The sequence below is a fragment of the Streptomyces coacervatus genome (genome assembly GCF_029223485.1).
GTDB lineage: Bacteria > Actinomycetota > Actinomycetes > Streptomycetales > Streptomycetaceae > Streptomyces > Streptomyces coacervatus.
Genome location: NZ_JARHTP010000001.1, coordinates 571396 through 592018, shown reverse-complemented (window position 1 = coordinate 592018; position 20623 = coordinate 571396). Strand labels below are relative to the sequence as shown.

The following is a 20623-nucleotide window of genomic DNA, read 5'->3' as shown; positions in this document are numbered from 1 at the left end:
CCTGGTGATCGCCGACGGCCTCACGGGGAGAACCGCCACCGGGCGGTGGGCCAGGCCGGTCAAGCGGGGCTTCAGCGTGAATCCGGCCTTCGTCTGCACATGGCCGAGGTGGCGGTAGCCAAACGGGAACCGGGCGAGCAGCACGGGGGCGGGCTTGAAGGAGGCGGCGGGGTCGGCCACGTCCAGGCGGTCCTTCCCGTAGACGGGCTGCCTGCGAACGAGCGTCCACTCGTCGTCGTCCCGGAAGAGGAAGTCATGGAAGCGGCCCGTGCACGCCACGGGCCAGGTCCGACGTGCGGCCGCCCGCGAAGTGCAGGATGCTGACCCGTTCTCGAAGCCCTGCTTGCCGGCGGCTACGAAGTTCGCGCTGGGGCTGCACCCAGGTGACGCTCAAACACCTGCCGGATGCCAGACGGTGGCGAACCATTCCCAGTCGCGGGCGTCCCGCCACAGCGCCCAGTTCTCCGCCAGCCGACTGCTCTTCGCCTGCCGCCGTGCTGCTGACCGCGGCCTGCCGCATCTGGTCCTCCGTCCCCGCACGCTTCTCCCAGGATCCGGACCGCCGTGGTGGGGACTGCACTAGCGGTACGGCACCGGACGAGCCCCCGACCCGCTTGGCTCGGCGGCCCCAACCCTCCATATCCGGAGCACGTTTCATGTCCGGCGTTTCGCAGCCGGTCGACGGTCCCGACCTCGCACGGGTCCAGCGTGTCGTCAGCGAGATCCCCGGCCCGCACTCCCGTGAACCGCAGACCCGTCAGCGGAAGGTGGTGCCTGGCCGGCGTCGGCGCCGTCCTGCCCGTGTTCGTGGAGGCGACCTGTGGCGGGGTGATCGTCGATGCGGACGGCAACTCCTTCATCGACTTCGGCAGCGGAACCCCCGTGACCAAGGTCGGCGACTCCGCCGCGGACTTGGAGCGCGCGGCCTCGCAGTTGCGCCGGTCACCTGTGTGACTGTCTGTGGGGATCAGGCACGACCGACGGCCGCCACAACGTGACCGCCGACGGGACCTGGTGGAGCTCGTCGACCTGGTCCACCCGGGTGCCGTCGAGATCATGATCGCCGCAAGGTTTCCCCTCTACCGCGTCACCGACGCCTTCGCGGCACTGCAGCAGCGGCGCGCCCGAGGCGAGATCGCCCTGATCTCCTGAGCACGGCGCCCACCGGCCCCACTGCACCGTGCAGGGTCCGCCACCACGGCACGGTGCAGTGTTTCACCTGCTCGACCGGTCAGGCGTTGAAGCGGTATGAGCCCGCCCGGGCCCGGTAGACCTTGTAGGCCGCGCCTCCGGAGGTGTCGTCGCGGACGAAGGCGGCGCCCCGGGGTGCGGTGACGGGCTGGTTCTGGGTGGGGACCCAGATCTCGGCCTCGGTGTTGTACGGGACCGTCACCTTGAGATCGATCCTGCCGTCCCCACGCCGCCGCCACTCCGAGGACACCTTGCCGCGCACGGTGTCGATCGAGGCGCTGACATGGTCAAGGGTCGCGGGCGACAGGTCGGTGTCTTCGGTGCCGTTCGGGACCAGGCTGTTGACCGCAACTGCGGGGATGTACGGGCGGATGCGCAGCGTCTCGTAGGCAGTTGCGGTCGGTCTGATGCCGGCCAGGCTCTGGTAGAACCAGGTGGCAACGTTGGAGCGGTAGTGGTGGTCGACCGAGAGCCGGTCGGTCCACTGTTCCCACAGCGAGGTGGCGCCCTTGGCTATCTGGTAGACGTAGCCGGGCACGCCGGTTTGGGTGACGGCCTTGAGGGCGATGTCCGTGTAGCCGTACTCGCTGAGGATGTTGAACTCGTAGCGCGAGCCGTACATGTCGTTCTGGATGTGCTGGTCCGCTGCCACGATCCGGTCGGCGAGCAGCTTCGCGAGGGCCTTCTTGTTCTCCGTGAGCGTCTTCGTGCCGGCCAGGTGGCGCGGGTCGTCGGGGTCCAGGTCCGAGCCGGGCACCAGGTCGAACGCGATGGCCAGGGCGTTCTCGCTGGAGATGCTGCCCAGGGTGAAGTGGCCCTGTGCAGCGTCCCAGTAGTTTGCGATGAACGCCTTGCGCAGGGTGCGCGCCAGATTCGCGTAGTGGGCGGCGCGTTCTGTACGGCCGAGGCCGCGTCCCACCTCGTCCATGTAGTCGCAGAAGTGGATGTAGAAGGCGAGGCTGATGACGGCGTTGCTGCCGGGGCTCTCGGCTCCGGAGTAGGCGCCGAGGGAGGCTTCGAACTTGTAGTCGTTCTCGGCGGTGAACAGCGTCTCGTAGTACGTCAGGAGCGTGTCCTGGTGGTCGTAGAGCTCGGCGAAGAGGCTGCTGTTGCCGTAGTACGTGTGCAGTTCCCTCGGGATGACGAAGTACGCCGAGTCCCAGGCGGGCACCGCCTTCCACGCGGCGTTCCAGCCGGGGGTGTGGTCGTAGCCGTATCCGCCCTTGGCGATGGGGACGAACATGGGCAGCTGGCCGGTGGAGATCTGGTTGTCGGGGAAGTGGCGCAGCCAGTTGGTGAAGAGGGCGTTGACGTCCCAAGTGAGGGATTCGGACTCGGAGCTGGCCATGGCGTCGCCGGTCCAGCCGTTCTTCTCGCGGGACGGGGTGTCGGTGGGCTTCTGCACCAGGTTGTTCTGCTCGGCCCACTCCAGGTTGCGCTGGAGGCGGTTGAGCAGGGCGTTGTCCGTGGTGAAGGTGCCGGTGCGGGTGAAGCCGGAGCGGGCGACACCGACGGTGAGCAGGTCGGCGTCCCGCTTCGGGTCGGGGGCGCGGCCGAGGACGGCTTCGAGGTTCATGACCTCCAGGTAGCGGAAGCCGAAGTGGCTGAACTGCTGTTCCCAGGTCTGCGTGGGCCGCTTGCCGAGGGTGTAGTAGTGCGTCTGGAGGTTGGCGTCGTGCTGGAAGTTCTCCTCCTCCACGGAGAGCGGGGAGGCGGCCGTGCCGTCGCCGCCGGTGATGCGGTTGCCGCCGCGGATCCGCAGGGTGAGGCCCTCCTTGTCGGAGCGCACGTCGGTGAGCGCGAGGCGGACGAGGCCCGTCAGGATCTGGCCGTAGTCAAGGATCCAGGTCTTCGAGCCGGGCGCCGTCTCGGTGAGGGAGACCGGTTGCAGAATCTGGCTGACCAGCACCGGTTCCGCCTCGTGGGCGCGCAGGACGGCGGGTTTGAAGCCGTCGGGGATCGTCGTGGCGGGCAGTCTGCCGTGGTACTTCGGCGAAGGACTCACGCAACTGCCCGGCGGAATGAGGACGGCCGCTGGACGCCAGGCTCGGCCAGTGCGGTAGCCGACGGAGCGCCAGTCGCCCAGCTCGTGGGCTCGGCGGGCGTCGTACTTCTCGCCCGAGTAGACGGAGTCGAAGGTCGTGGGCCCGTCGGCGGCGAGCCAGTCCCGGTCCGTGACGAGCGTGGTGGCCGAGCCGTCGGTGTACGTCACGACGAGCTTCGCGCGCAGGCGCGGCTGGCCGGCGTAAGGGGCTAGCTGCCAGTACCACTCCTGGGGCGTGGTCACGCCGTACCAGCCGCGTCCGAGCTCGGCGGCGACGACGTTCTCCCGACCGGCCTCCAGCAGCGCGGTGACGTCGAAGGTGTCGTACAGGACCGTGCGGTCGTAGGTGCTCTGGTCGGTGAGCAGCCGGGGCACGTTGGTCCGGCCCGCGTTCGCTCGCCTGCCGTCGACGGTGAGCGGGGCGCCGTTGACGGTGAAGCTGACGTTGCCCGCGGCGCTCAGGTGCAGCCGGGACTTGGCGATGCGGCGCCCGCGGGGCAGGGTGAACGCGCGGCGCAGTACCGGGGCCGGGTTGGCGATGGGCAGCATGCTGTTCTTGGACGGGATGTAGGGGTTCTTGGGTGGGAAGGTGAGACCGGCGAGGGTGGCGATGCCGTTCTCGAACGGGTTGGCGCCCGTGGTCAGGTCGGCGGAGAAGTCGCGGGCGCTGGTGCCGGTCACCTCGACGCTGCGGATGGTGGCGGAGGTGCCGCCGGCGAAGCCGAAGCTGCCGTGGCGGCGGATCTGGTCGCCGGCGAGCGTGCGGCTGTCGACCTCGACGCCGTTGACGGTGGTGGTCGCGGTGAGTCCCTGGACGGCGACCTGCACGGTGTGGTCGCGGGTGGCCCAGGTGTCCTTGGTCAGCCCGGTGGATGCGGGGAGGGTGACCGTGCCGACCGGGACGCTGCGGGTGCCGGCGGTGGTGGGGTTGGTCTCGCTCTGCGGGTCGTAGTAATTGACGCCCCAGTCGGGCTCGGAGGTGCCGTCGTCCACCCAGGTGTTGCCGGCGTAGTGGCTGGTCCGCATGACCAGCTGCATGTCCTCATCGCTCTGCCGGATGGTCCAGTTGAGGCCCTCGCCCCAGGTCTTGCCGATGGGTTCGGCGCGCAGGAGCAGGGCAAGCCCGCCGGCGGCGTCGGGGCCGCCGCGGAAGACGACGGTCGCGGTCAGGTCCTGCCAGTCGTGGTCCTGCGCCTCGCGTCCGCCGATCCACCGAGCGCCCGACCAGTCCTGCTCGCCCTTCAGCAGGCCGGTCTCCCACGTCGCCGGCTCGCTCCAGGGGCCGGGTGCGCCCTTCTCGTCCCAGGTCCGCACCCGCCAGGAATACGCCCGCTCCGAGTGCAGCGGACCGCCCCTGTAAGCCACCTCGGTGCAGTTCGAGCCCGCAGTCTTGCCGCTGTGCCAGATGTCGGCCTTGCCCGGTCTGGTGCCGACCTGGATCTCGTAAGCCGTCTGTCTGGCCACTGCAGGCACCCAGCTGAACGCCGGTGCGGTCTCCGTGCCCAGGGGCGCGACTCGCGAGTTGACCTGCAGGTCGGCCGGTGCGGAACCGCGCCCGCCCGCTGCCGTCGCGCTCGCCGCCACCACGTTCGGCGCGGCGGCGAGCGGGAGCGCGGCCCCGGCCGCCGCGGCCGTCATGATGCCGAGCATGTGTCGGCGGCTCAACGCACTTCTGTTCTCCTCGGCCACGGCTCAGATTCCCTTCGTAAGCGCACCGCGCTGGAACAGGGGTGTCCCTCCCCCTGCAAGGCATTGAAACGTTTCAATACCTTCCATGTGGAAAGCTTATGGACAGGCGCGGCCGAAACACAATGGTCTGAAGCGATGACTCATCACGACCCCGTGGGTGGGCACACCCGGCCAAGGCCTCCCGCCAGGCGCGGAAGCCGGTCAGAGCGTGGACCTCGCCGAACCACAGGGTGGAGTGGGCCGCCCCCGGGGAGGGGCCGTGTTCCGCTCGTGGCCGCGCAGGTTCCGGGCGAGCCCGGACCTCGTCGTGCCGCAGGATGCCGGTCAGTCGGCCTTGGACGCCCACGCCGTCTCCACCGCGTCCGCGAGGGCCTCCCCCTTGGCGAAGCCGTAGTACGCGGCGAACTGCAGCACGATCTCGTCCATCTCCTCTTTGGTGAGGTCGCCGGAGTGGAGCGCGGCCCTAACATGCGTCTGGAGGGGGACGGGCGAGTCGTCGAGGGCGACACTGGCGACCGTGACGATCCGGCGCTCGCGCCGGGTCAGCCCGGGGCGCTGCCAGACGTGCCCGAACACGAAGTTGAGAATGCCGGCGTGCCGGTACGGCGAGTTCGGGGGCGGTGCGGGCGTGAGGTTGACGTCGATGAACTCCTCCACGCCGCGTGCGAACCGTTCGTCCCAGGCTGCGGGGCCGAGGGTGTCGTCGCTCAACTGCGGCCAGGAAGGGGTCTGTTCGCCGCGTTCGCGGTGGAGGCGGTCCCACTGCCGGGCGATGGCCCCCTCCACGTGGGACGCCTTGGGCCAACCGCAGTACACCGCGAAGTGCAGGACGAACTCCAACATGGCCTCAAGACCGATGTCGCCGCTCGCGAGTGCCGCGTGGACGTGGTCCTCGATGGGCTGGGGCGAGTCGGCGGCGGCCACGCACGTGAGGGTGACCCAGCGGCGGTCCCGGCGGCTCAGACCGGGGCGTGACCAGACCTCGCCGTAGAGGAAGTCCCGTGCGGCGCGGCCGAAGGGAGTTGTCGGCGAGGGTGGTTCATGGGTGGGCAGGACTTCTGCCAGGGTGCGGACCGCCGGGGTGTCGTCCATGAGGCCTCCTGGGGCGGGGGGGGCTCCTGCTCATGCGCGGATGAAGACGTTCTTGGTCTGGAGGAACTCGTAGAGGCCCTCCTTGCCGCCTTCACGCCCGTAGCCGCTCTGCTTGTAGCCGCCGAAGGGGGCGCCCGGCGGCTGGCCCGAGGCGCCGTTGACGAGGACGGTGCCCGACTCGAGGTGCGGGACGATGCGCTGGACGCGGGAGACGTCGTGGGTGTGTACGGCGGTGCCGAGGCCGTAGGGGGTGGAGTTGGCCAGTTCGACCGCCTCGTCCTCGGTCTCGAAGGGGATGAGGGACAGCACGGGGCCGAAGACCTCGTGCTGGCCGACCTCGCTGTGCGGGTCGACGTCGGCGAGGACCGTCGGGTCGATGAAGTAGCCGTCGCGGTTGTCCGGGGGCAGCGTGGAGGGGTCGGTGGCGTGGCCGCCGGCGATCACACGGCTGTCCTTGGCGGCGCGTTCGATCATGCCGAGGATGCGTTCGTGGGCCGCCTTGCCGATGACCGGGCCGAGGGCCGTCGTCTGGTCGAAGGGATCGCCGACGCGCAGGGCGGCGGCCGCCGCGGCGGTGGCGGTGACCACCTGGTCGTACACCTCGCGGTGGACCAGCATGCGGGTGGTGAGGTTGCAGCCCTGGCCGGAGAGGGTGTAGCAGGAGCGGACGGTCTCGGCGACGGCCTCGTCGAGGTCGGCGTCGGGGAAGACGATGTCGGCCGTCTTGCCGCCGAGTTCGAGCAGGACGGGCTTGAGGGTGTGGAGGGCCGCGTCGAGGATCTTCTTCGCGGTCGGGATGCCGCCGGTGAAGGAGATCTTCGCGACGTCGGGGTGGCGGACCAGCCGCTCGCCGGCCTCCGGGCCGCCGGGCAGGACGTGCAGCACGCCCGGGGGCAGCCCGGCCTCCAGGGCGATCTCGGCGAACCGGGCCACGGTGAAGGGGGCCAGGTCGGGGGACTTGACGACGACGCAGTTCCCGGCGGCGAGCGCGGGGGCGATCTTCATGCCGACCGACATGATCGGGCCGTTCCAGGTCAGGATGATGCCGATGACGCCGTACGGCTCGGGGACGGTGTAGTCGAGGCCCGGCACCATGCGCGGGCTGGGCGGGATGGTGGCGCCCTCCAGCTTGTCGGCCCAGCCGGCGTAGTAGCCGAACCAGCCTGCGGACAGGTGGGCCAGCCCCGCCGACGTACGGAAGGGGACGCCGAGTTCGAGGGTGTTGAGCCGGCCGAGTTCGGGCACGCGCTCCAGCATGAGCTCCTCGACGCGCTGGAGGATGCGGCGGCGCCGGTCCGGGGACATCGCCCGCCACTCGGGGAAGGCGTTCTTCGCCGAAGCGACGGCCGTGTCGACCTCCTGCGGTCCGGCGAGCAGGACGGTGCCGTTGGCGCGGGCGGTCGCGGGGTTGATGTGGTCCTGTCGGCCGGTGGACGTGGTGTCGAGCCAGGTGCCGTCGACGAGGGGGCCGGTGGTGCCGAGGTCGTGGGACAGGGATGTGGTCATGTCGGTGCCGCCTTGGGGTCGTCCGGGTGGGGCGGTGGTCAGGGCGCCGGACTCCGGTCCAGCGTCGACAGGGTGTGCGTGGTGAGGTCCGCGAGCGTCCGGGGCCGGGGAGCGCGGGCCGTGTCGGCGACGTCGAGCAGGAGGCCGACGTCCTTGCGCAGCAGCGGCAGGGCCCGGCGCAGCCCGTCGGTGTTGAAGCCGGAAGCGGCGAGGACGGCCGCGGCGCGGCTGCCCCCGGTGCCGTGCGCGAGCACCTGTGCGACGGCGGCGCGGTCCATGCCGAGGCCGTCGGCGAGGGAGAAGGTGTCCAGCGCCAGGCCGACCTGGGCGGTGAACACGAAGTTGTTGAGCAGCTTGGCGAGTTGGCCGCTGCCCAGCGGTCCGAGGTGGATGACCGGGTCGGCGAAGGTGTCGAACACCGGGCGGCAGCGGGCGACGTCCGCCTCCTGTCCGCCGGCCATGACCAGGAGCCTGCGTTCCGCGGCTGCCCCGCCTCCGCCGCTGACCGGGGCGTCCACCACGGCGATCTCCCGTTTGGCGGCCTCGTCGGCGACGCGTCGGCAGGTGTCGGGATGGATGGTGGAGTGGAGGGCGACGACTCCGCCGGGAGCCATGCCGGTCAGTACGCCGTCGGGCCGTAGGAGGACGTCCTCGACGTCAGCGTCCGCGACGACGCACAGGCACACGATGTCGCTCGCCGCCCCCAGGGCGGCCGGTGTCGCCGCCACCGTGGCAGCCGTGTCGGCGAACGTGTCCGTCGACGCGCTTCGCCGCGCCCACAGCGTCAGGGGGAACGACTCCTCGGCGATACGGCGGGCCATCGGCGCGCCCTGGCTGCCCAGTCCGATGAAACCAACCCGTGTCCCGGCGCGCGTCATAGCCGGGTGACCCAGCCGCCGTCGACGCTGATGGCCTGGCCGTTGATCCACTCGCCGGCCGGGGAGGCGAGCAGCAGCAGCGTGCCGAGCAGGTCTTCGGCGGGCGCGGACTTCTTGCCCGGGATGGCGGCCGTGAGCGCGGCGCGTGCGGGGTGGTCGGCGGGCAGGCTGCGCAGGCCGGGTTCGTTCTCGACCAGGCCGGGTGCGATGGCGTTGACGTTGATGCCGAGTGGTCCGAGCGAGCGGGCGAGGCCGACGGTGATGCTGACCAGGGCGAGTTTACTGACGCCGTAGATGCCGCCGCCCATGAAGGCGCCTGCGGAGACCTGGTTGATGATGCGTCCGCCGCCTCGCTCGACCATGGAGGCCTTCACCGCGCCCGCGCAGATGACGGCGCCGAGGACGTTGACGCGCATGACGCGGTCGAACCAGTCCGTGGGCAGGTCCAGGATGTCGACCTGGGGGATCTCGGCCATCAACGCGGCGTTGTTCACCAGGATGTCGATGCCGCCGAAGGCGTCGGTGGTCTTCGCTGCCAGGTCGGCCGCGGAGTCGCGGTCGGTGATGTCGACCTGCACGCCGAGCGCGCGCAGTCCGTCGCCGGCCAGTGTCTTGGCGGCCTGCTCGGCTCCTTCGCCGTTGAGGTCCGCGAGGACGACGGCGGCGCCGGCCTCGGCGAGTGCCCGGCCGTAGACCTGGCCGATGGCGCCGGCGCCCCCGGTGACGACGGCGACCTTGCCGTCCAGGCGGAGCCGGTCGAGTGTGCTGCTCATGGGGCATCCTTCGTCAGACGGGACAGATAGGCGTCGACATCGGCACCGTGCTCGCGCAGTTCGTCGGCGGCCTGCGGTGCGGTGAGGATGAGGAAGCGGTCCTGGGTGACGCCCTCGGCGACGAGTTCGCCGACCGAATCGGCGTCCAGGACCGGGAAGTCGGGGCCTCGGGGCGATGCCGGTTCCCCGTAGAAACTGATCTGCTCGACGATGTTGGTGGCAACGCCGGCCGGACACAGGCAGGAGACGCCGATGCCGCGCGGGCGCAGGTACAGGGCGAGCGCCTCGGACAGGCCGACGACGGCGTGCTTGGTCGCGGTGTACGGCAGGCGGTCGAATCCGTAGGGCAACAGGCCTGCCGTGGAAGCGGTGTTGACGACGTGACCGGATCCCTGCTCCAACAACACGGGCAGGAATACGAGGTTGCTGCGGACGACGCCCAACAGGTTGACGTCCACGACGCGTTGCCATGCGTCCAGGGGGATGTCCTCGACGGGGCCGACGGCCAGGATGCCGACGTTGTTCATGACCAGGTCGATGCGGCCGAAGCGGTCGAGGGCCAGTTTCCGCACCGCTTGCAGGTCGTCGAGGCTGGTCACGTCGCACTCCGAGGCGACGCCCCGGTCGCCGAGTTCACCGGCCACGGTGTGCGCCCGCTCGCCGACGAGGTCGGTGACCACGACACGTGCGCCGCGCCGGGCGAAGGCGTGGGCGGCGGCACGGCCGATCCCGCTGCCGGCGCCGGTGATCACCGCCACGGCGTTGTGCAGATCGATACTCATCGCGACGTCGTTCCTCCGCTCGCGGGTGGGAGGGCGGCTGTTCAGGGATGAAGCGGCAGGGCCGGTTCACTCGCTCCGGCCCCGGTCCCGGTCTCGCCGAGCACGGACGAGGTCGTCGAGGACACCGGGGCCTGGAGGAAGCCGACCAGGCCGTCCAGCAGGTCCCCGACATGGACGGCGAAGGACAGCACGTGGCCGCCGCGGGCCCGGGTGCGTTCACGTTCGGAGGCGGCATGCACGCCGAAGGCCAGGGCCTGCGAGGTGCGGTGGCCGCGCAACGGCTCGGGGAGGTGCGGCAGCAGGGTGCCGATCCGCTCGACGAAGTCGTTGGTGGGCTTGCTGAGTTCGGCTGAAAGGCGTTCGAAGACGTCCCGGCGGCCGTGCTGCTGGAGCATCGCGACGAAGCTGAGGTAGTGACTGCCCTCCTGTTCGCCCTGTTCCAGTACGGGCAGGAGGTGGCACTCCACCCATGTCCTGAGATCGTCCGGGCGCCGACGCGCGACCAGCAGCCTGCGTCGTTCGTTCAGCTCCGGCAGCCGGTACTCGAAGATCTCCTGGACGAGGTGTTCCTTCGTGCCGAAGTGGTACTGCACCGCCGTGTTGTTGCCGTTCCCGGCCGCCGCGCTGATCTGACGCAGAGACACCCCGTCGAGGCCGTGCTCGGCGAAGAGCCGCTCGGCGGCCAGGACGATCTGTTCCTTCACGGACGGTTGAACCACGACACCAGACTCCTTGGAGATCCGTGTTGCGCAGATTCGAGAACATCATTTCCGCATGATAGGAATCTAGTTTCGTCGTGGCGTGAAGTCAACTGCCTTAGCAGTCAGTCAGTTGGAGAAATGTTCAGGAGCCCGGCGGCGGGAACACCCGCTCACCGGTGTCCGCGCCCCTGATACCGATGGCCTCGATCGGGCACGACTCGGCCACCTCCAGCACCTCTTCGGATGCCGGAAGGGTGGCGGACCTCGCATGCCCCTGGCCGTTCTCGTCGAGTTCGAAGTGCTCGGGCGCGGCGGCGGCGCACAGCCCGGTGCGGACGCACATCCGCGTGTCGACGATGACGTTCCACCGCTCGGTCGTCATCGGACTCCTTCGACGACCAGCGGCAGGGTCTTCCAGCCGCGCACGGTCGAGGTCTGCGCCAGCTCGGCGTGGTCCCAGTCGACGTCCCAGCCGGGGAACCGCTCGAGGATCTCCTCCGCCGCGATCCGGCCCTCCAGCCGGGCCAGGGCCGCGCCCAGGCAGTAGTGGGCGCCGACGCCGAAGCTCATGTGCTGGGTGACGCGGTGGATGTCGAAGCGGTCGGGGTCGTCGAAGCGGCGGGGGTCACGGTTGGCGGCGGCCTGGATGAAGAGGACGGCGCTGCCGGCCGGCACCGTGCGGTCGTACAGCTCCACGTCCTTGGTGACGTACCGCCCGGTGAACGGCCCGGTCGGCTCGAAGCGCAGGATCTCCTCGATGGCGTTGGGGATGAGGGTGGGGTCGGCCGCCAACTCCCGGCGGGCTTCCGGGTATCGCGCCATCAGCGCGCCGAACCAGCCGATGAGCCGGCCGGTCGTCTCGTTACCGGCGCCGGCGACCACGGAGCAGTAGGTCAGGACCTCCTCGTCGGTGAGTGTGCGCGTGACGCCGTTCTCGTCCTCGAACTCGGCGGTCATCAGCTCGGTCATGAGGTCGTCGGAGGGGTGCCGCTTGCGCCACTCGATGTAGTCCTTGAAGGCGTCCGTACTGAGGATGTCCTCGTGGTTGATCTTCCCGCCGCCGTCGGTTCCCAGCGTCTCGTCGGTGTAGTCGCGGATGGCGGGCTGGTCCGCCTCCGGGATGCCCAGCAGCATGCCGATCACCCGCATCGGCATCTCGGCGCCGACGGCCTCGACGAGGTCGAACCGCTCGGCGCCGGTCACCGGCTCCAGTGCGCGTCGGCAGTAGGCCCGTACGCGTGGCTCCAGGGTGGCGATGCGGCGGGGTGTGAACACCCGGGCGAGGAGCTTGCGGTGGATGTCGTGGACGGGCGGATCCTCGAAGATGAGGGTGCCGGGCGGGAGTTCGATGTCCGCCTGGATGATCTCGAGGATGTCGCCGCGGGACGAGGAGTAGGTCTGCCAGTCCGCGAGGCCGCGCTGGACGTCGGCGTGGCGGCTGACGGCGTAGAACTTGTGCTGCTCGTTGTAGTAGAGCGGCGCCTCCTCACGCAGTCGCGCGTAGAGGGGGTAGGGGTCGCGGGCGAGGGCCGGGTCGTAGGGGTCCCAGTAGACGGTGTCGACAGTGGTCATGGACGCATCTCCCTGTGGTGTGCGGCTCACTTGAGCAGGGCGCCGGCGTCGATCGGCAGGGTGACGCCGGTGACGAAACGGGCCTCGTCGGAGGCGAGGAAGAGGACGGCGTTGCTGATGTCCAGCGATTCCACCCAGGGCGTCGGGAGCATGTGCATGCCCTGGGACACCGCCGCGAAGTCGTCGGCGGTGGGGTTCTCCAGGTCGGGGCGGAACATCCGGTAGGTGCCCTCGTGCATCACCATCGGGGTGTTCACCTGGGTGGGGTGCACGGTGTTGACGCGGATGTTGTGTGCCCCCAACTCCCCTGCCATCGTGCGCATCAGGCCCACCACTCCGTGCTTGGCGGCGATGTAGTGGCCGATGTTCGCGTAGCCCTTGAGGCCGCCGACGGAGCTGGTCAGGATGATGGAGCCGCCTCGTCCGCCCGCGACGATGTGCGGGATGGAGACCTTGGCGGACAACCAGACGCCGGTCAGGTTGACGTCGATCATGTCGCGCCAGGTCTTCTCCTCCATGGCGTCGAGCGTGGCGCCGTCGCTGCCGAGACCGGCGTTGGCCGCGACGATGTCCAGCCGGCCGAATTCGGCGACGCCGTCGTCCACGGCGGCCTTGAGCGCGTCGTGGTCGCGGACGTCCGCCTGTACGGCGTGGATGCGCCGGCCGAGTTTCTGCACCTGGTTGACGGTCTCCTCCAGGTCCTCGGGCGTGGACATGGGGAACGTGACGCCGTCGAGCTGCTTGCACACGTCGATCGCGATGATGTCGGCGCCCTCCTCGGCCAGCCGTACGGCGTGGCTGCGGCCCTGACCGCGGGCGGCACCGGTGATGAAAGCGACCTTGCCTTCGACTCGTCCGGGCATGACTACCTCGTTTCTGGGGGCGGATCTGGATGTGGTGACGGAGCACCGAGCCGAGTCACCGGTCGGCGCGCAGGAGGAGTGCGAAGAGGGACGGCACGACAGGTGCGGTGACGGCCGGAGCGAGGAGGGCGCGGACCATTCGGCACCGATCCCGCGCGCCCGCATCGGCACGAGGCTGTGAGCCTGCCGGTGGGCGGTCGCACTCACCTCGCGCGGGGCACCGCCGAAGAGGGGCGCCGAGTCGTCCGTCGGACGTCCGGCATCGGGGGCCGTCGACGACGACCATCGCCACCTGGTCGCCGAACGACCGCGCCTCACCACCGGCGAGGGGCTGGCGACGTGTGTCCGGCGCGTAGCGCCCGTTGAGCGCGTACCACTGCTCACGCCCACCCGGTTCGAGGACGTGGACGGCTAACACCGCCTGTACGCAGTCCAGTTGGAGCGCCTCCGACCCGTCGGTCCCAGCGGCCCGGGCCCACGCGACCGCACGGCGCACCAAGCAGGCGTGCAGCCGCCGGGGCGTACGACGTCGTCGATGTGTGTGCCGGTGCCGGTCAGCAGCCGCGAGTCCGACGCGCGGAGAGCGGGTGCCCGTACAGCGAGCCATGCGTCTGGCCCTCCGTTCACGCTAAACAAGTGTTCAACACGAGCACTGAACAACTGTTTAACAGCGCGGACCCGGGCCGTCAAGGACAATGAGCGGCATGACTGCGCCTCGCCGCATGGGCACCGAGAACTCCAAGACACGCCGGCTCCTGCTCGACGTCGCCGAGCGGCTGATGCTGGAGGAGGGCTACGCCTCCGTGGGCATCCGCCGGGTGGCGCGCGAGGCCGAGGTGGCGCCGGCCCTGGTCCTGTACTACTTCCGCACGCTCGACGACCTCTTCCTCGCCGTGCTCCGGCGAAGGGGCGACCACGAAGTGGAACGGGTGACCCAACTACTGGACGGCCCGCAGCCGCTGCGCACTCTCTGGCAGATCGCCAGCCACCCGGGCAACGCGCTGACCACGGAGTTCGCCGCGCTGGCCAATCACCGCAAGGCGATTCGCGCCGAACTCGCCGCCTTCGCCGAACGCTACCGCGAGGCACAACTGGAGGCCCTCACGCGCCGACTCACGGAGACGGGCACGGAGTTGCCGCCCGAGGTGTCCCCGGCCGTGCTGCTCATGCTGACGAACGCGCTGGGCCGGATCATCATGATGGAGAACACCATGGGGATGACCGCCCGGCACGCTGAAGCCCTCGCGTTCGTGGAACAGTTCCTCCAGCACCACGAAGGGGCCGTCGCGGACGCCTGAAGGCGTGCGACCGGCCAATCAAACCCCGACCGTATGGTAAGTTTTCAGGTCGCCGAGGAGAGGGAGCGCCACTGTGAGGCAGGCAAAGGCGCGGGGACCGTACGCCAAGACACCGGCCCGCCGGGAGGAGATCGTACGGGCGGCGCGCGACAGCTTCGCCGAGCGCGGCTATACCAAGGCCTCCCTGCGCGACATCGCCGAGCGGGCCGGCATCACCCACGCCGGGCTCCTGCACCACTTCCGCAACAAGGACGAACTCCTCGCCGAGGTGCTCGCCGACCGCGACTCGGAGGAGTGGCAGCAGGGCCTGGACGATGTCGACAGCCCCGACCAGCTCGAGCCCTACCTCACCCAGCTGATCCGTCACCACCAGAGGGCCCCCGAGCTGATGCGCCTGTGGATCGAGCTCGCGGCTGCGGCCTCCCGACCGGATCATCCCGCGCACACCTACTTCGTCGAGCGCTACGAACGCAGCCGCGCGCAGTTCGTCGACGGATTCCCCGACGAGAAGGCCCGCGCCAGGCTCCGCGAAGGAGTCGGCCCCGAGAACGCCGCGGTCCTCTTCCAAGCGGTACTCAACGGGCTTCAGTTGCAGTGGATCCTCGATCAGGACCTCGACATCGTGGGGCCGGTCACCGACTTCGTACGGCTGCTGTTCGAGCGGGACGACGCCGAGGATGTCGGCTGAACAGTGAGGGCACACGGCCGCACTCGGTGTCCACGGCGGTCGCGCTGCCGACCCGGGGCGACCAGGGACGCCATGCCGTTCAACGGGTAGGGCGCTGGTCCCGCACCGGGGTCCAGGTCACTCCTCCGGGGCAGGGCACATACCCGGCCCCTCTCAGACGGCAGCGCCGACCGCCGCCGAATCCGCGCTCGGCGGCGGCGTTTCGGCGCCACTGGGTCACCCCGACCCGGCAGTTGAGGAGTGGCCCGCCCCTGAGACAGGCGCGGGGGCGGACGTCTCCCTGCCTTGGCTCGGGTCCCGCCCCGGCACGGGACCCGAGCCGAGGGCCACGGTCGTGAATCCGGCCGAGCGCGGGATCGGCATGACGCTGCGGGACGGTACAACCGCGTCAACTCCGCATTCGCGGCTCCGCGGATCGCGCTGATGATCGTCCGGGACAGCACTGTCCGGCGGTGCGCCACCTCGCCGTACTCGGCGCGGATCGCATGGCTCCGGGCGACTTCCCACAGAGCGAAGCGGCGAGAGCCGGCTCGCCGTCGTCGACGGCTGGGCCGGTGCCGCCGCACGCCCGGCGCAGGAGTCAGCCCGTCTGCAGAATCTCGACCTGGTTGCCCCATGGATCGAGGACATCGACGGATCGGGACTGCCCGTCCGGGCCGCCTTCGAACTCGCCCTGGACCGTGGCACCGTTCGCGACCGCCCGTGCCTTCGCGATGTCCAGGTCCGGGACCTGGATGATGAAGCTGCCCTTCTTCTTCCAGTCGTGAGGGCCTCTCTTCAGGAGAACGAGCCCGGGCCCTCCGTTCGGAAACACCACGACATGCGCGGTCTCTCCCTGGGCGACGGCGAATTTCGCGCCGAACACCCGGCCGTAGAACGCTTCACCGGCATCGAGGGTGCCCACGTAGAGCTTGACCATGATGATGGTTCCGGTCGGCGCAGCCGAACTGTCCGAAGCCAAGCGGTTCGTCGACACACCGGTGGCCGGCGAGCCGGCCAGCCGCGCGGCGACCGCATTCCCGGTGGTCACGTGTGAGTCCGTCGCCGCTCTGGTCCCGGCGGGCGCACCGCACCCGACCGCAAGTATCAGCGGTACAGCAAGCAGAATCGCTCGTCGACGCATCAAGGAGCCTCTCCATCTCTCGGGCGAGTGTGGCGTGATCTGTGTTCGACGGCGAGCGGTCGGTCGGCGCGCGTGAACGCGACGGGACTTCGTGCGCAGCCGGAAAGGTGCGCTGGTTGCCGCCGTACGGCGCACCGACGCCGCCACCATCGTGATCCCGAGAGTTTCAATCTCTCCCAGGAGAGCGAAACTCTCGCGTGTGCGAGGAAGCTTTCAATATTCGGGAGTCTGATTCTCATCTTGGTCCGCCGACGCACTCCGGGACCGAGAGGGCCCGCCCGAATGTAACGCTCAGGTTACGAAATCACCCGGCCATCTTCCCTGCCCCTCGATCCCGGTTTACGTTCCAGCGAAAACCAACCACATGGTAACAGTTGACGTCCGGACGCAGCCATCGTCCTGATCCACGTCCAGCACTCGCGCTCCCGGCCACTCAGGCAGGTCGGACCGCCCCGGCGGGCCGCGCATCGCCGGGCCCGTCACCATCGGCACTCAGGAAGGCAGTCGACGATGACCGAACTCGCTCCCGGTTTCCTCTGGGGCGCATCCACGGCACCGCACCAGATCGAGGGCAACAACCTCAACAGCGACTTCTGGGCGAACGAGGGACGCGTCCCGGGCATGGAGCGCAGCGGCGACGCCTGCGACAGCTACCACCGGTACCGCGAGGACATGCAGTTGCTCGCGGACGCCGGGCTGAACTCCTACCGCTTCGGTATCGAGTGGGCACGGATCGAGCCGCTTCCCGGCCTGGTCTCGCGCGCCGAACTCGCCCACTACCGGCGCATGATCGAAACGGCCTTCGAACTCGGCCTGACGCCGGTCGTCACCCTGCACCACTTCACCAGCCCGCTCTGGTTCGCGGAGGAAGGCGGCTGGCTGGGCGACCGTGCGGTGGACCGGTTCCGGACCTACGTCGAGACGGTCGCGCCGATCCTCGAAGGCGTCGAGTGGGTCGTCACCATGAACGAGCCGAACATGCTGGCCATCATGATCGGCATGGCCCGGGCCTTCCAGAACCCGCAGGCCGCCGGCGAGTGGCAGAGCCCCACCCTCGACAACGAGGGCCCGCGCCCGCAACTGCCCGCCCCCGACGTGGTGATCGGCCAGCGGCTCGTCGAGGCACACCAGGCCGCGCGAACGGTGCTGCACGAGCGGACCGACGCCAAGGTCGGCTGGACGGTCGCCAACCGCGCCTTCGTGGCCCGTCCCGGAGCGGAGAACAACAAGCGGGATCTCGAATACGTGTGGGAGGACCTCTACCTGGCGGGCTCGCGCGGCGACGACTTCGTGGGCGTGCAGTCCTACTCCAGCCAGTGGGTCGACCTGGACGGCATCGAGCCCCACCCGCAGCACCCGGACAACACGCTCGTGGGCACCGCCTACCGGCCCGACGCCCTAGGCATCGCGGTGCGGCACACCGCCGAGGTCACCGGCGGCCTGCCGATCCTGATCACCGAGAACGGCATCGCCACCGGCGACGACACCCGTCGCATCGCGTACACGGGCGAGGCCCTGGAACACCTCGGCAAGGCGATCGCCGACGGGGCGGACGTCCGCGGCTATCTGCACTGGAGCCTGCTCGACAACTACGAGTGGGGCCACTGGGCGCCGACCTTCGGTCTGGTCGAGGTCGACCGCGAGACGTTCGAGCGCCGCCCCAAGCCCTCGCTCTACTGGCTGGGCGAGACCGCCCGCCGCGGCCGGATCTGACCCGCACTTCCACCGGAGGGACACACCGTGCAGATATCCGTACCCGAGGTCTCGTCCAAGTCCCTGGCCGAACTCGTCTCCCTGGCCGGGCGGCGCGCCGTCGTGACCGGCGCGGGCCAGGGGCTCGGCCGGGCCGTCGCCGAGCGGCTGGCCGAGGCGGGAGCCGATGTGCTCGTCGCGGACATCCACGACGAGCTCGCCACCGCCGCCGCCCAGGAGCTCGGCGCCCGAGGCCCCGGCCGCGCCCTGGCCGCCCACCTGGACGTCACCGACCCCGACAGCGTGGTGGCCGCCGCCGACCTCGCGGTCCGGGAGCTGGGCGGCATCGACATCTGGGTGAACAACGCCGGGATCTTCCCCAGCGTGCCCGCGCTGGAGATGTCCGCCAAGGCCTTCGACGAGGTGTTCGCGGTCAACACCCGCGGCGTCTTCCTCGGCTCCCGCGAGGCCGCGCGCCGGATGAGCGACGCCGGACACGGGGGCGTCATCGTCAACGTCGTCTCCACGGCCGGGTTCCGCGGGACGGCCCCCGGGCTCGCCGCGTACGTCGGCTCCAAGCACGCGGCACGCGGCCTCACCCGCCAACTGGCCCTGGAGTTCGCCCCGTTGGGCATCCGCGTGCTGGGCATCGCACCGACGTTCGTACCGACCGAGGGGAACATGGCGGCGGCCGCCGCGGCCGGAGTGGACGCCGACTCGTTCATGTCCGTGATGCAGCCGGGCCCGCTCGGCCGGCTCGGCGTGCCCGACGACATCGCCCGGGTAGTGCTGTTCTGCGCGAGCGACCTCTCGGCCTTCATGACGGGCAGCACGCTCCTCGCCGACGCCGGCGAGACCTCGTAACCGCGCACCGCCCCCCACTGCTCCGACGACCCGGTAGGAACCCCATGCTCTCGCCCCGCACCACCCCCACCCGCGATCTCGTCGGTCTCGACGGCCTGTGGCGGTTCGCTCTCGGCACCCGGGCCGGCGCGACCCCGTGGGCGTCGCGTCTCGCCCCACCGCTCGAAGTCCCCGTGCCCGCCAGCTACAACGACCTGTTCGTGGACCCGGAGATCCGTGACCACGTCGGAGTCGTCTGGTACCAGCGCGACGTGCGCGTGCCGCGCGGCTGGACCGGCGAACGCGTGATCCTGCGCTTCGGTTCCGTGACCCACGCCGCGCAGGTCTACGTCGACCAACGGCTCGTGGCCGAACACACCGGCGGCTACACACCGTTCGAGGCGGACCTCACCGGCGTCGTCGAACCCGGCGCCGAGTTCCGGCTGACGGTCGGCGTCGACAACCGGCTGACCAACGTGACGATCCCGCCCGGCACCGTCACGACCGGCCCCGACGGCCGCGAACGGCAGTCGTATCTGCACGACTTCTACAACTACGCGGGCATCGCGCGCCCGGTCCGCCTGTACAGCACGCCGACGACCTTCGTCGAGGACGTCACCGTCGTCACCGGACGGGACGGCACGGCCGGCACCGTCCAGTACCGCGTGGAGGCCGACGGCGAGCACGCCGACACCGTCACCGTGCGGGTGCGTGCGGTGGACGAGTCCGGCCGGACCGTCGCGGAGGGCCACGGCCCCGAGGGCGTCCTGCGCATCGAGGACGTCACGCTCTGGCAGCCGGGCGCGGCCTATCTCTACGACCTCGTCGTGGAGTTGACGGTGGACGGGGAGACCGTAGACAGCTACACCCAGCCCTTCGGCGTCCGTACCGTCCTGGTGCGGGGCACCGACTTCCTCATCAACGGCGAGCCCTTCTACTTCACCGGCTTCGGCAAACACGAGGACACCCCGGTCCGCGGCAAGGGCCACGACGACGCCTACCTCGTGCACGACTTCCAGCTGATGGAGTGGACGGGCGCCAACTCCTTCCGCACCTCCCACTACCCCTACGCCGAAGAGGTCCTGGACTTCGCCGACCGGCACGGCATCGTCGTCATCGACGAGACCGCCGCCGTCGGCCTCAACCTGGGAGTCCAGGGCGGGCTCACCGGTGTTCCGCCGACCCCCACCTTCGCGCCGGAGAACTTCGGCGGAACGACACGGGACGTCCACGCCCAGCACCTGCGGGAGCTGATCGAGCGGGACAGGAACCACCCGAGCGTGGTGATGTGGTGCCTCGCCAACGAGCCGGCCTCCAACGAGGACGGCGCGCGCGACTACTTCGAGCCCCTGGTCGAACTGGCCCGCAAGCTCGACCCGACCCGGCCCCTCACCTACGCCGCCGTCATGTTCGCGACCCCGCAGAACGACCAGATCGGCGACCTGTTCGACGTCCTGAGCATCAACCGCTACTACGGCTGGTACCTGTTCACGGGCGACCTCGCGACCGCCGAGGGGTATCTGGAACAGGACCTGCGCGGGTGGGTCCAGCGCTTCGGCAAGCCCGTCATGATGTCCGAGTACGGCGCCGACACCCAGCCCGGCCTGCACTCCGTCTGGGACACCCCGTGGAGCGAGGAGTACCAGAGCGACTTCCTCGCCATGTACCACCGCGTGTTCGACCGCATCCCCGAGTTCGTCGGCGAACACGTCTGGAACTTCGCCGACTTCCAGACCTCGCCCGGCATCCACCGCGTCGACGGCAACAAGAAGGGCGTGTTCACCCGCGACCGCAAGCCCAAGTCCGCCGCGTCCGCCCTGCGCCGACGCTGGCACGGCCTGGACGGCCGCAAGCCCGGCGAGGCCACGGCCGACTGACAGCTGCGGGG

At 70.0% G+C, this 20623-nt stretch carries 19 protein-coding genes; 8 read left to right on the top strand and 11 right to left on the bottom strand.

The features are described 5' to 3' along the window. Nucleotides 1-741: 741 nt before the first annotated feature. A complete protein-coding gene (locus tag P2Q00_RS02595) occupies nucleotides 742-954 on the top strand; it encodes a hypothetical protein (RefSeq protein ID WP_275768990.1) in 213 nt (70 codons plus the stop codon). Between the two features lie 6 nt (nucleotides 955-960). Then, nucleotides 961-1152: a zinc-binding dehydrogenase gene (locus tag P2Q00_RS02590; RefSeq protein ID WP_275768989.1), complete on the top strand. Its 192-nt coding sequence runs from the start codon at nucleotides 961-963 to the stop codon at nucleotides 1150-1152. Between the two features lie 79 nt (nucleotides 1153-1231). On the opposite strand, the gene P2Q00_RS02585 is transcribed toward P2Q00_RS02590, so the two are convergent. From P2Q00_RS02585 to P2Q00_RS02540, 10 genes are all read right to left on the bottom strand, one after another. Beyond that, a complete protein-coding gene (locus P2Q00_RS02585) occupies nucleotides 1232-4900 on the bottom strand; it encodes a family 78 glycoside hydrolase catalytic domain (RefSeq protein ID WP_275768987.1) in 3669 nt (1222 codons plus the stop codon). Nucleotides 4901-5248: 348 nt separating this feature from the next. Next, on the bottom strand, nucleotides 5249-6016 hold the full coding sequence (locus tag P2Q00_RS02580) for a carboxymuconolactone decarboxylase family protein (protein ID WP_275768985.1): 768 nt from the start codon (nucleotides 6014-6016) through the stop codon (nucleotides 5249-5251). Between the two features lie 30 nt (nucleotides 6017-6046). After that, complete coding sequence (locus P2Q00_RS02575; protein ID WP_275768984.1) at nucleotides 6047-7522, bottom strand: aldehyde dehydrogenase family protein; 1476 nt, start codon at nucleotides 7520-7522, stop codon at nucleotides 6047-6049. Between the two features lie 38 nt (nucleotides 7523-7560). Next, nucleotides 7561-8400 (bottom strand): NAD(P)-dependent oxidoreductase, encoded by an 840-nt coding sequence (locus tag P2Q00_RS02570; RefSeq protein ID WP_275768983.1) that lies wholly within the window; start codon nucleotides 8398-8400, stop codon nucleotides 7561-7563. Further along, entirely contained in the window at nucleotides 8397-9173 is a 777-nt protein-coding gene (locus tag P2Q00_RS02565) for an SDR family oxidoreductase (protein ID WP_275768982.1), read from the bottom strand. Before P2Q00_RS02565 ends, P2Q00_RS02570 begins: the two co-directional genes overlap by 4 nt. Then, nucleotides 9170-9955 carry an SDR family oxidoreductase gene (locus P2Q00_RS02560; protein WP_275768980.1) on the bottom strand — a complete coding sequence of 262 codons (786 nt, stop codon included), beginning with the start codon at nucleotides 9953-9955 and terminating at the stop codon, nucleotides 9170-9172. The genes P2Q00_RS02565 and P2Q00_RS02560 overlap by 4 nt, the downstream gene beginning before the upstream one ends. A 41-nt stretch (nucleotides 9956-9996) precedes the next feature. Next, the gene (locus P2Q00_RS02555; RefSeq protein WP_275768979.1) at nucleotides 9997-10674 is read right to left on the bottom strand and encodes a TetR/AcrR family transcriptional regulator; all 678 of its coding nucleotides are present in this window, start codon (nucleotides 10672-10674) and stop codon (nucleotides 9997-9999) included. Between the two features lie 124 nt (nucleotides 10675-10798). Continuing rightward, a complete protein-coding gene (locus P2Q00_RS02550; protein WP_275768977.1) occupies nucleotides 10799-11038 on the bottom strand; it encodes a ferredoxin in 240 nt (79 codons plus the stop codon). Continuing rightward, entirely contained in the window at nucleotides 11035-12228 is a 1194-nt protein-coding gene (locus tag P2Q00_RS02545; protein ID WP_275768976.1) for a cytochrome P450, read from the bottom strand. The genes P2Q00_RS02550 and P2Q00_RS02545 overlap by 4 nt, the downstream gene beginning before the upstream one ends. 26 nt (nucleotides 12229-12254) lie before the next feature. Further along, nucleotides 12255-13091, bottom strand: coding sequence for a mycofactocin-coupled SDR family oxidoreductase (locus P2Q00_RS02540; RefSeq protein ID WP_275768975.1), 837 nt, complete (start codon nucleotides 13089-13091; stop codon nucleotides 12255-12257). On the opposite strand from P2Q00_RS02540, the gene P2Q00_RS02535 reads away from it, so the two are divergent. From P2Q00_RS02535 to P2Q00_RS02525, 3 genes are all read left to right on the top strand, one after another. Next, on the top strand, nucleotides 13090-13272 hold the full coding sequence (locus P2Q00_RS02535; protein WP_275768974.1) for a hypothetical protein: 183 nt from the start codon (nucleotides 13090-13092) through the stop codon (nucleotides 13270-13272). The genes P2Q00_RS02540 and P2Q00_RS02535 overlap by 2 nt on opposite strands. Nucleotides 13273-13795: 523 nt before the next feature. After that, entirely contained in the window at nucleotides 13796-14389 is a 594-nt protein-coding gene (locus tag P2Q00_RS02530; RefSeq protein ID WP_275768973.1) for a TetR/AcrR family transcriptional regulator, read from the top strand. Nucleotides 14390-14462: 73 nt separating this feature from the next. Beyond that, nucleotides 14463-15077, top strand: a complete 615-nt coding sequence (locus P2Q00_RS02525) for a TetR/AcrR family transcriptional regulator (protein WP_275768972.1) — start codon at nucleotides 14463-14465, stop codon at nucleotides 15075-15077. A 580-nt stretch (nucleotides 15078-15657) separates the two neighbouring features. Here the strand turns inward: P2Q00_RS02525 and P2Q00_RS02520 are convergent. Next, nucleotides 15658-16107 carry a VOC family protein gene (locus P2Q00_RS02520; RefSeq protein WP_275768971.1) on the bottom strand — a complete coding sequence of 150 codons (450 nt, stop codon included), beginning with the start codon at nucleotides 16105-16107 and terminating at the stop codon, nucleotides 15658-15660. A 603-nt stretch (nucleotides 16108-16710) separates the two neighbouring features. Here P2Q00_RS02520 and P2Q00_RS02515 point away from each other — a divergent pair. Genes P2Q00_RS02515 through uidA form a run of 3 tightly spaced genes read left to right on the top strand, consistent with a single transcriptional unit; the run spans nucleotide 16711 to nucleotide 20612 of the window. Next, on the top strand, nucleotides 16711-17913 hold the full coding sequence (locus P2Q00_RS02515; protein ID WP_275768970.1) for a glycoside hydrolase family 1 protein: 1203 nt from the start codon (nucleotides 16711-16713) through the stop codon (nucleotides 17911-17913). Nucleotides 17914-17940: 27 nt separating this feature from the next. Next, the gene (locus tag P2Q00_RS02510; protein WP_275768969.1) at nucleotides 17941-18756 is read left to right on the top strand and encodes an SDR family NAD(P)-dependent oxidoreductase; all 816 of its coding nucleotides are present in this window, start codon (nucleotides 17941-17943) and stop codon (nucleotides 18754-18756) included. Between the two features lie 44 nt (nucleotides 18757-18800). Continuing rightward, the gene (gene uidA, locus P2Q00_RS02505; RefSeq protein WP_275768968.1) at nucleotides 18801-20612 is read left to right on the top strand and encodes a beta-glucuronidase; all 1812 of its coding nucleotides are present in this window, start codon (nucleotides 18801-18803) and stop codon (nucleotides 20610-20612) included. The last annotated feature ends 11 nt before the right edge of the window (nucleotides 20613-20623 follow it).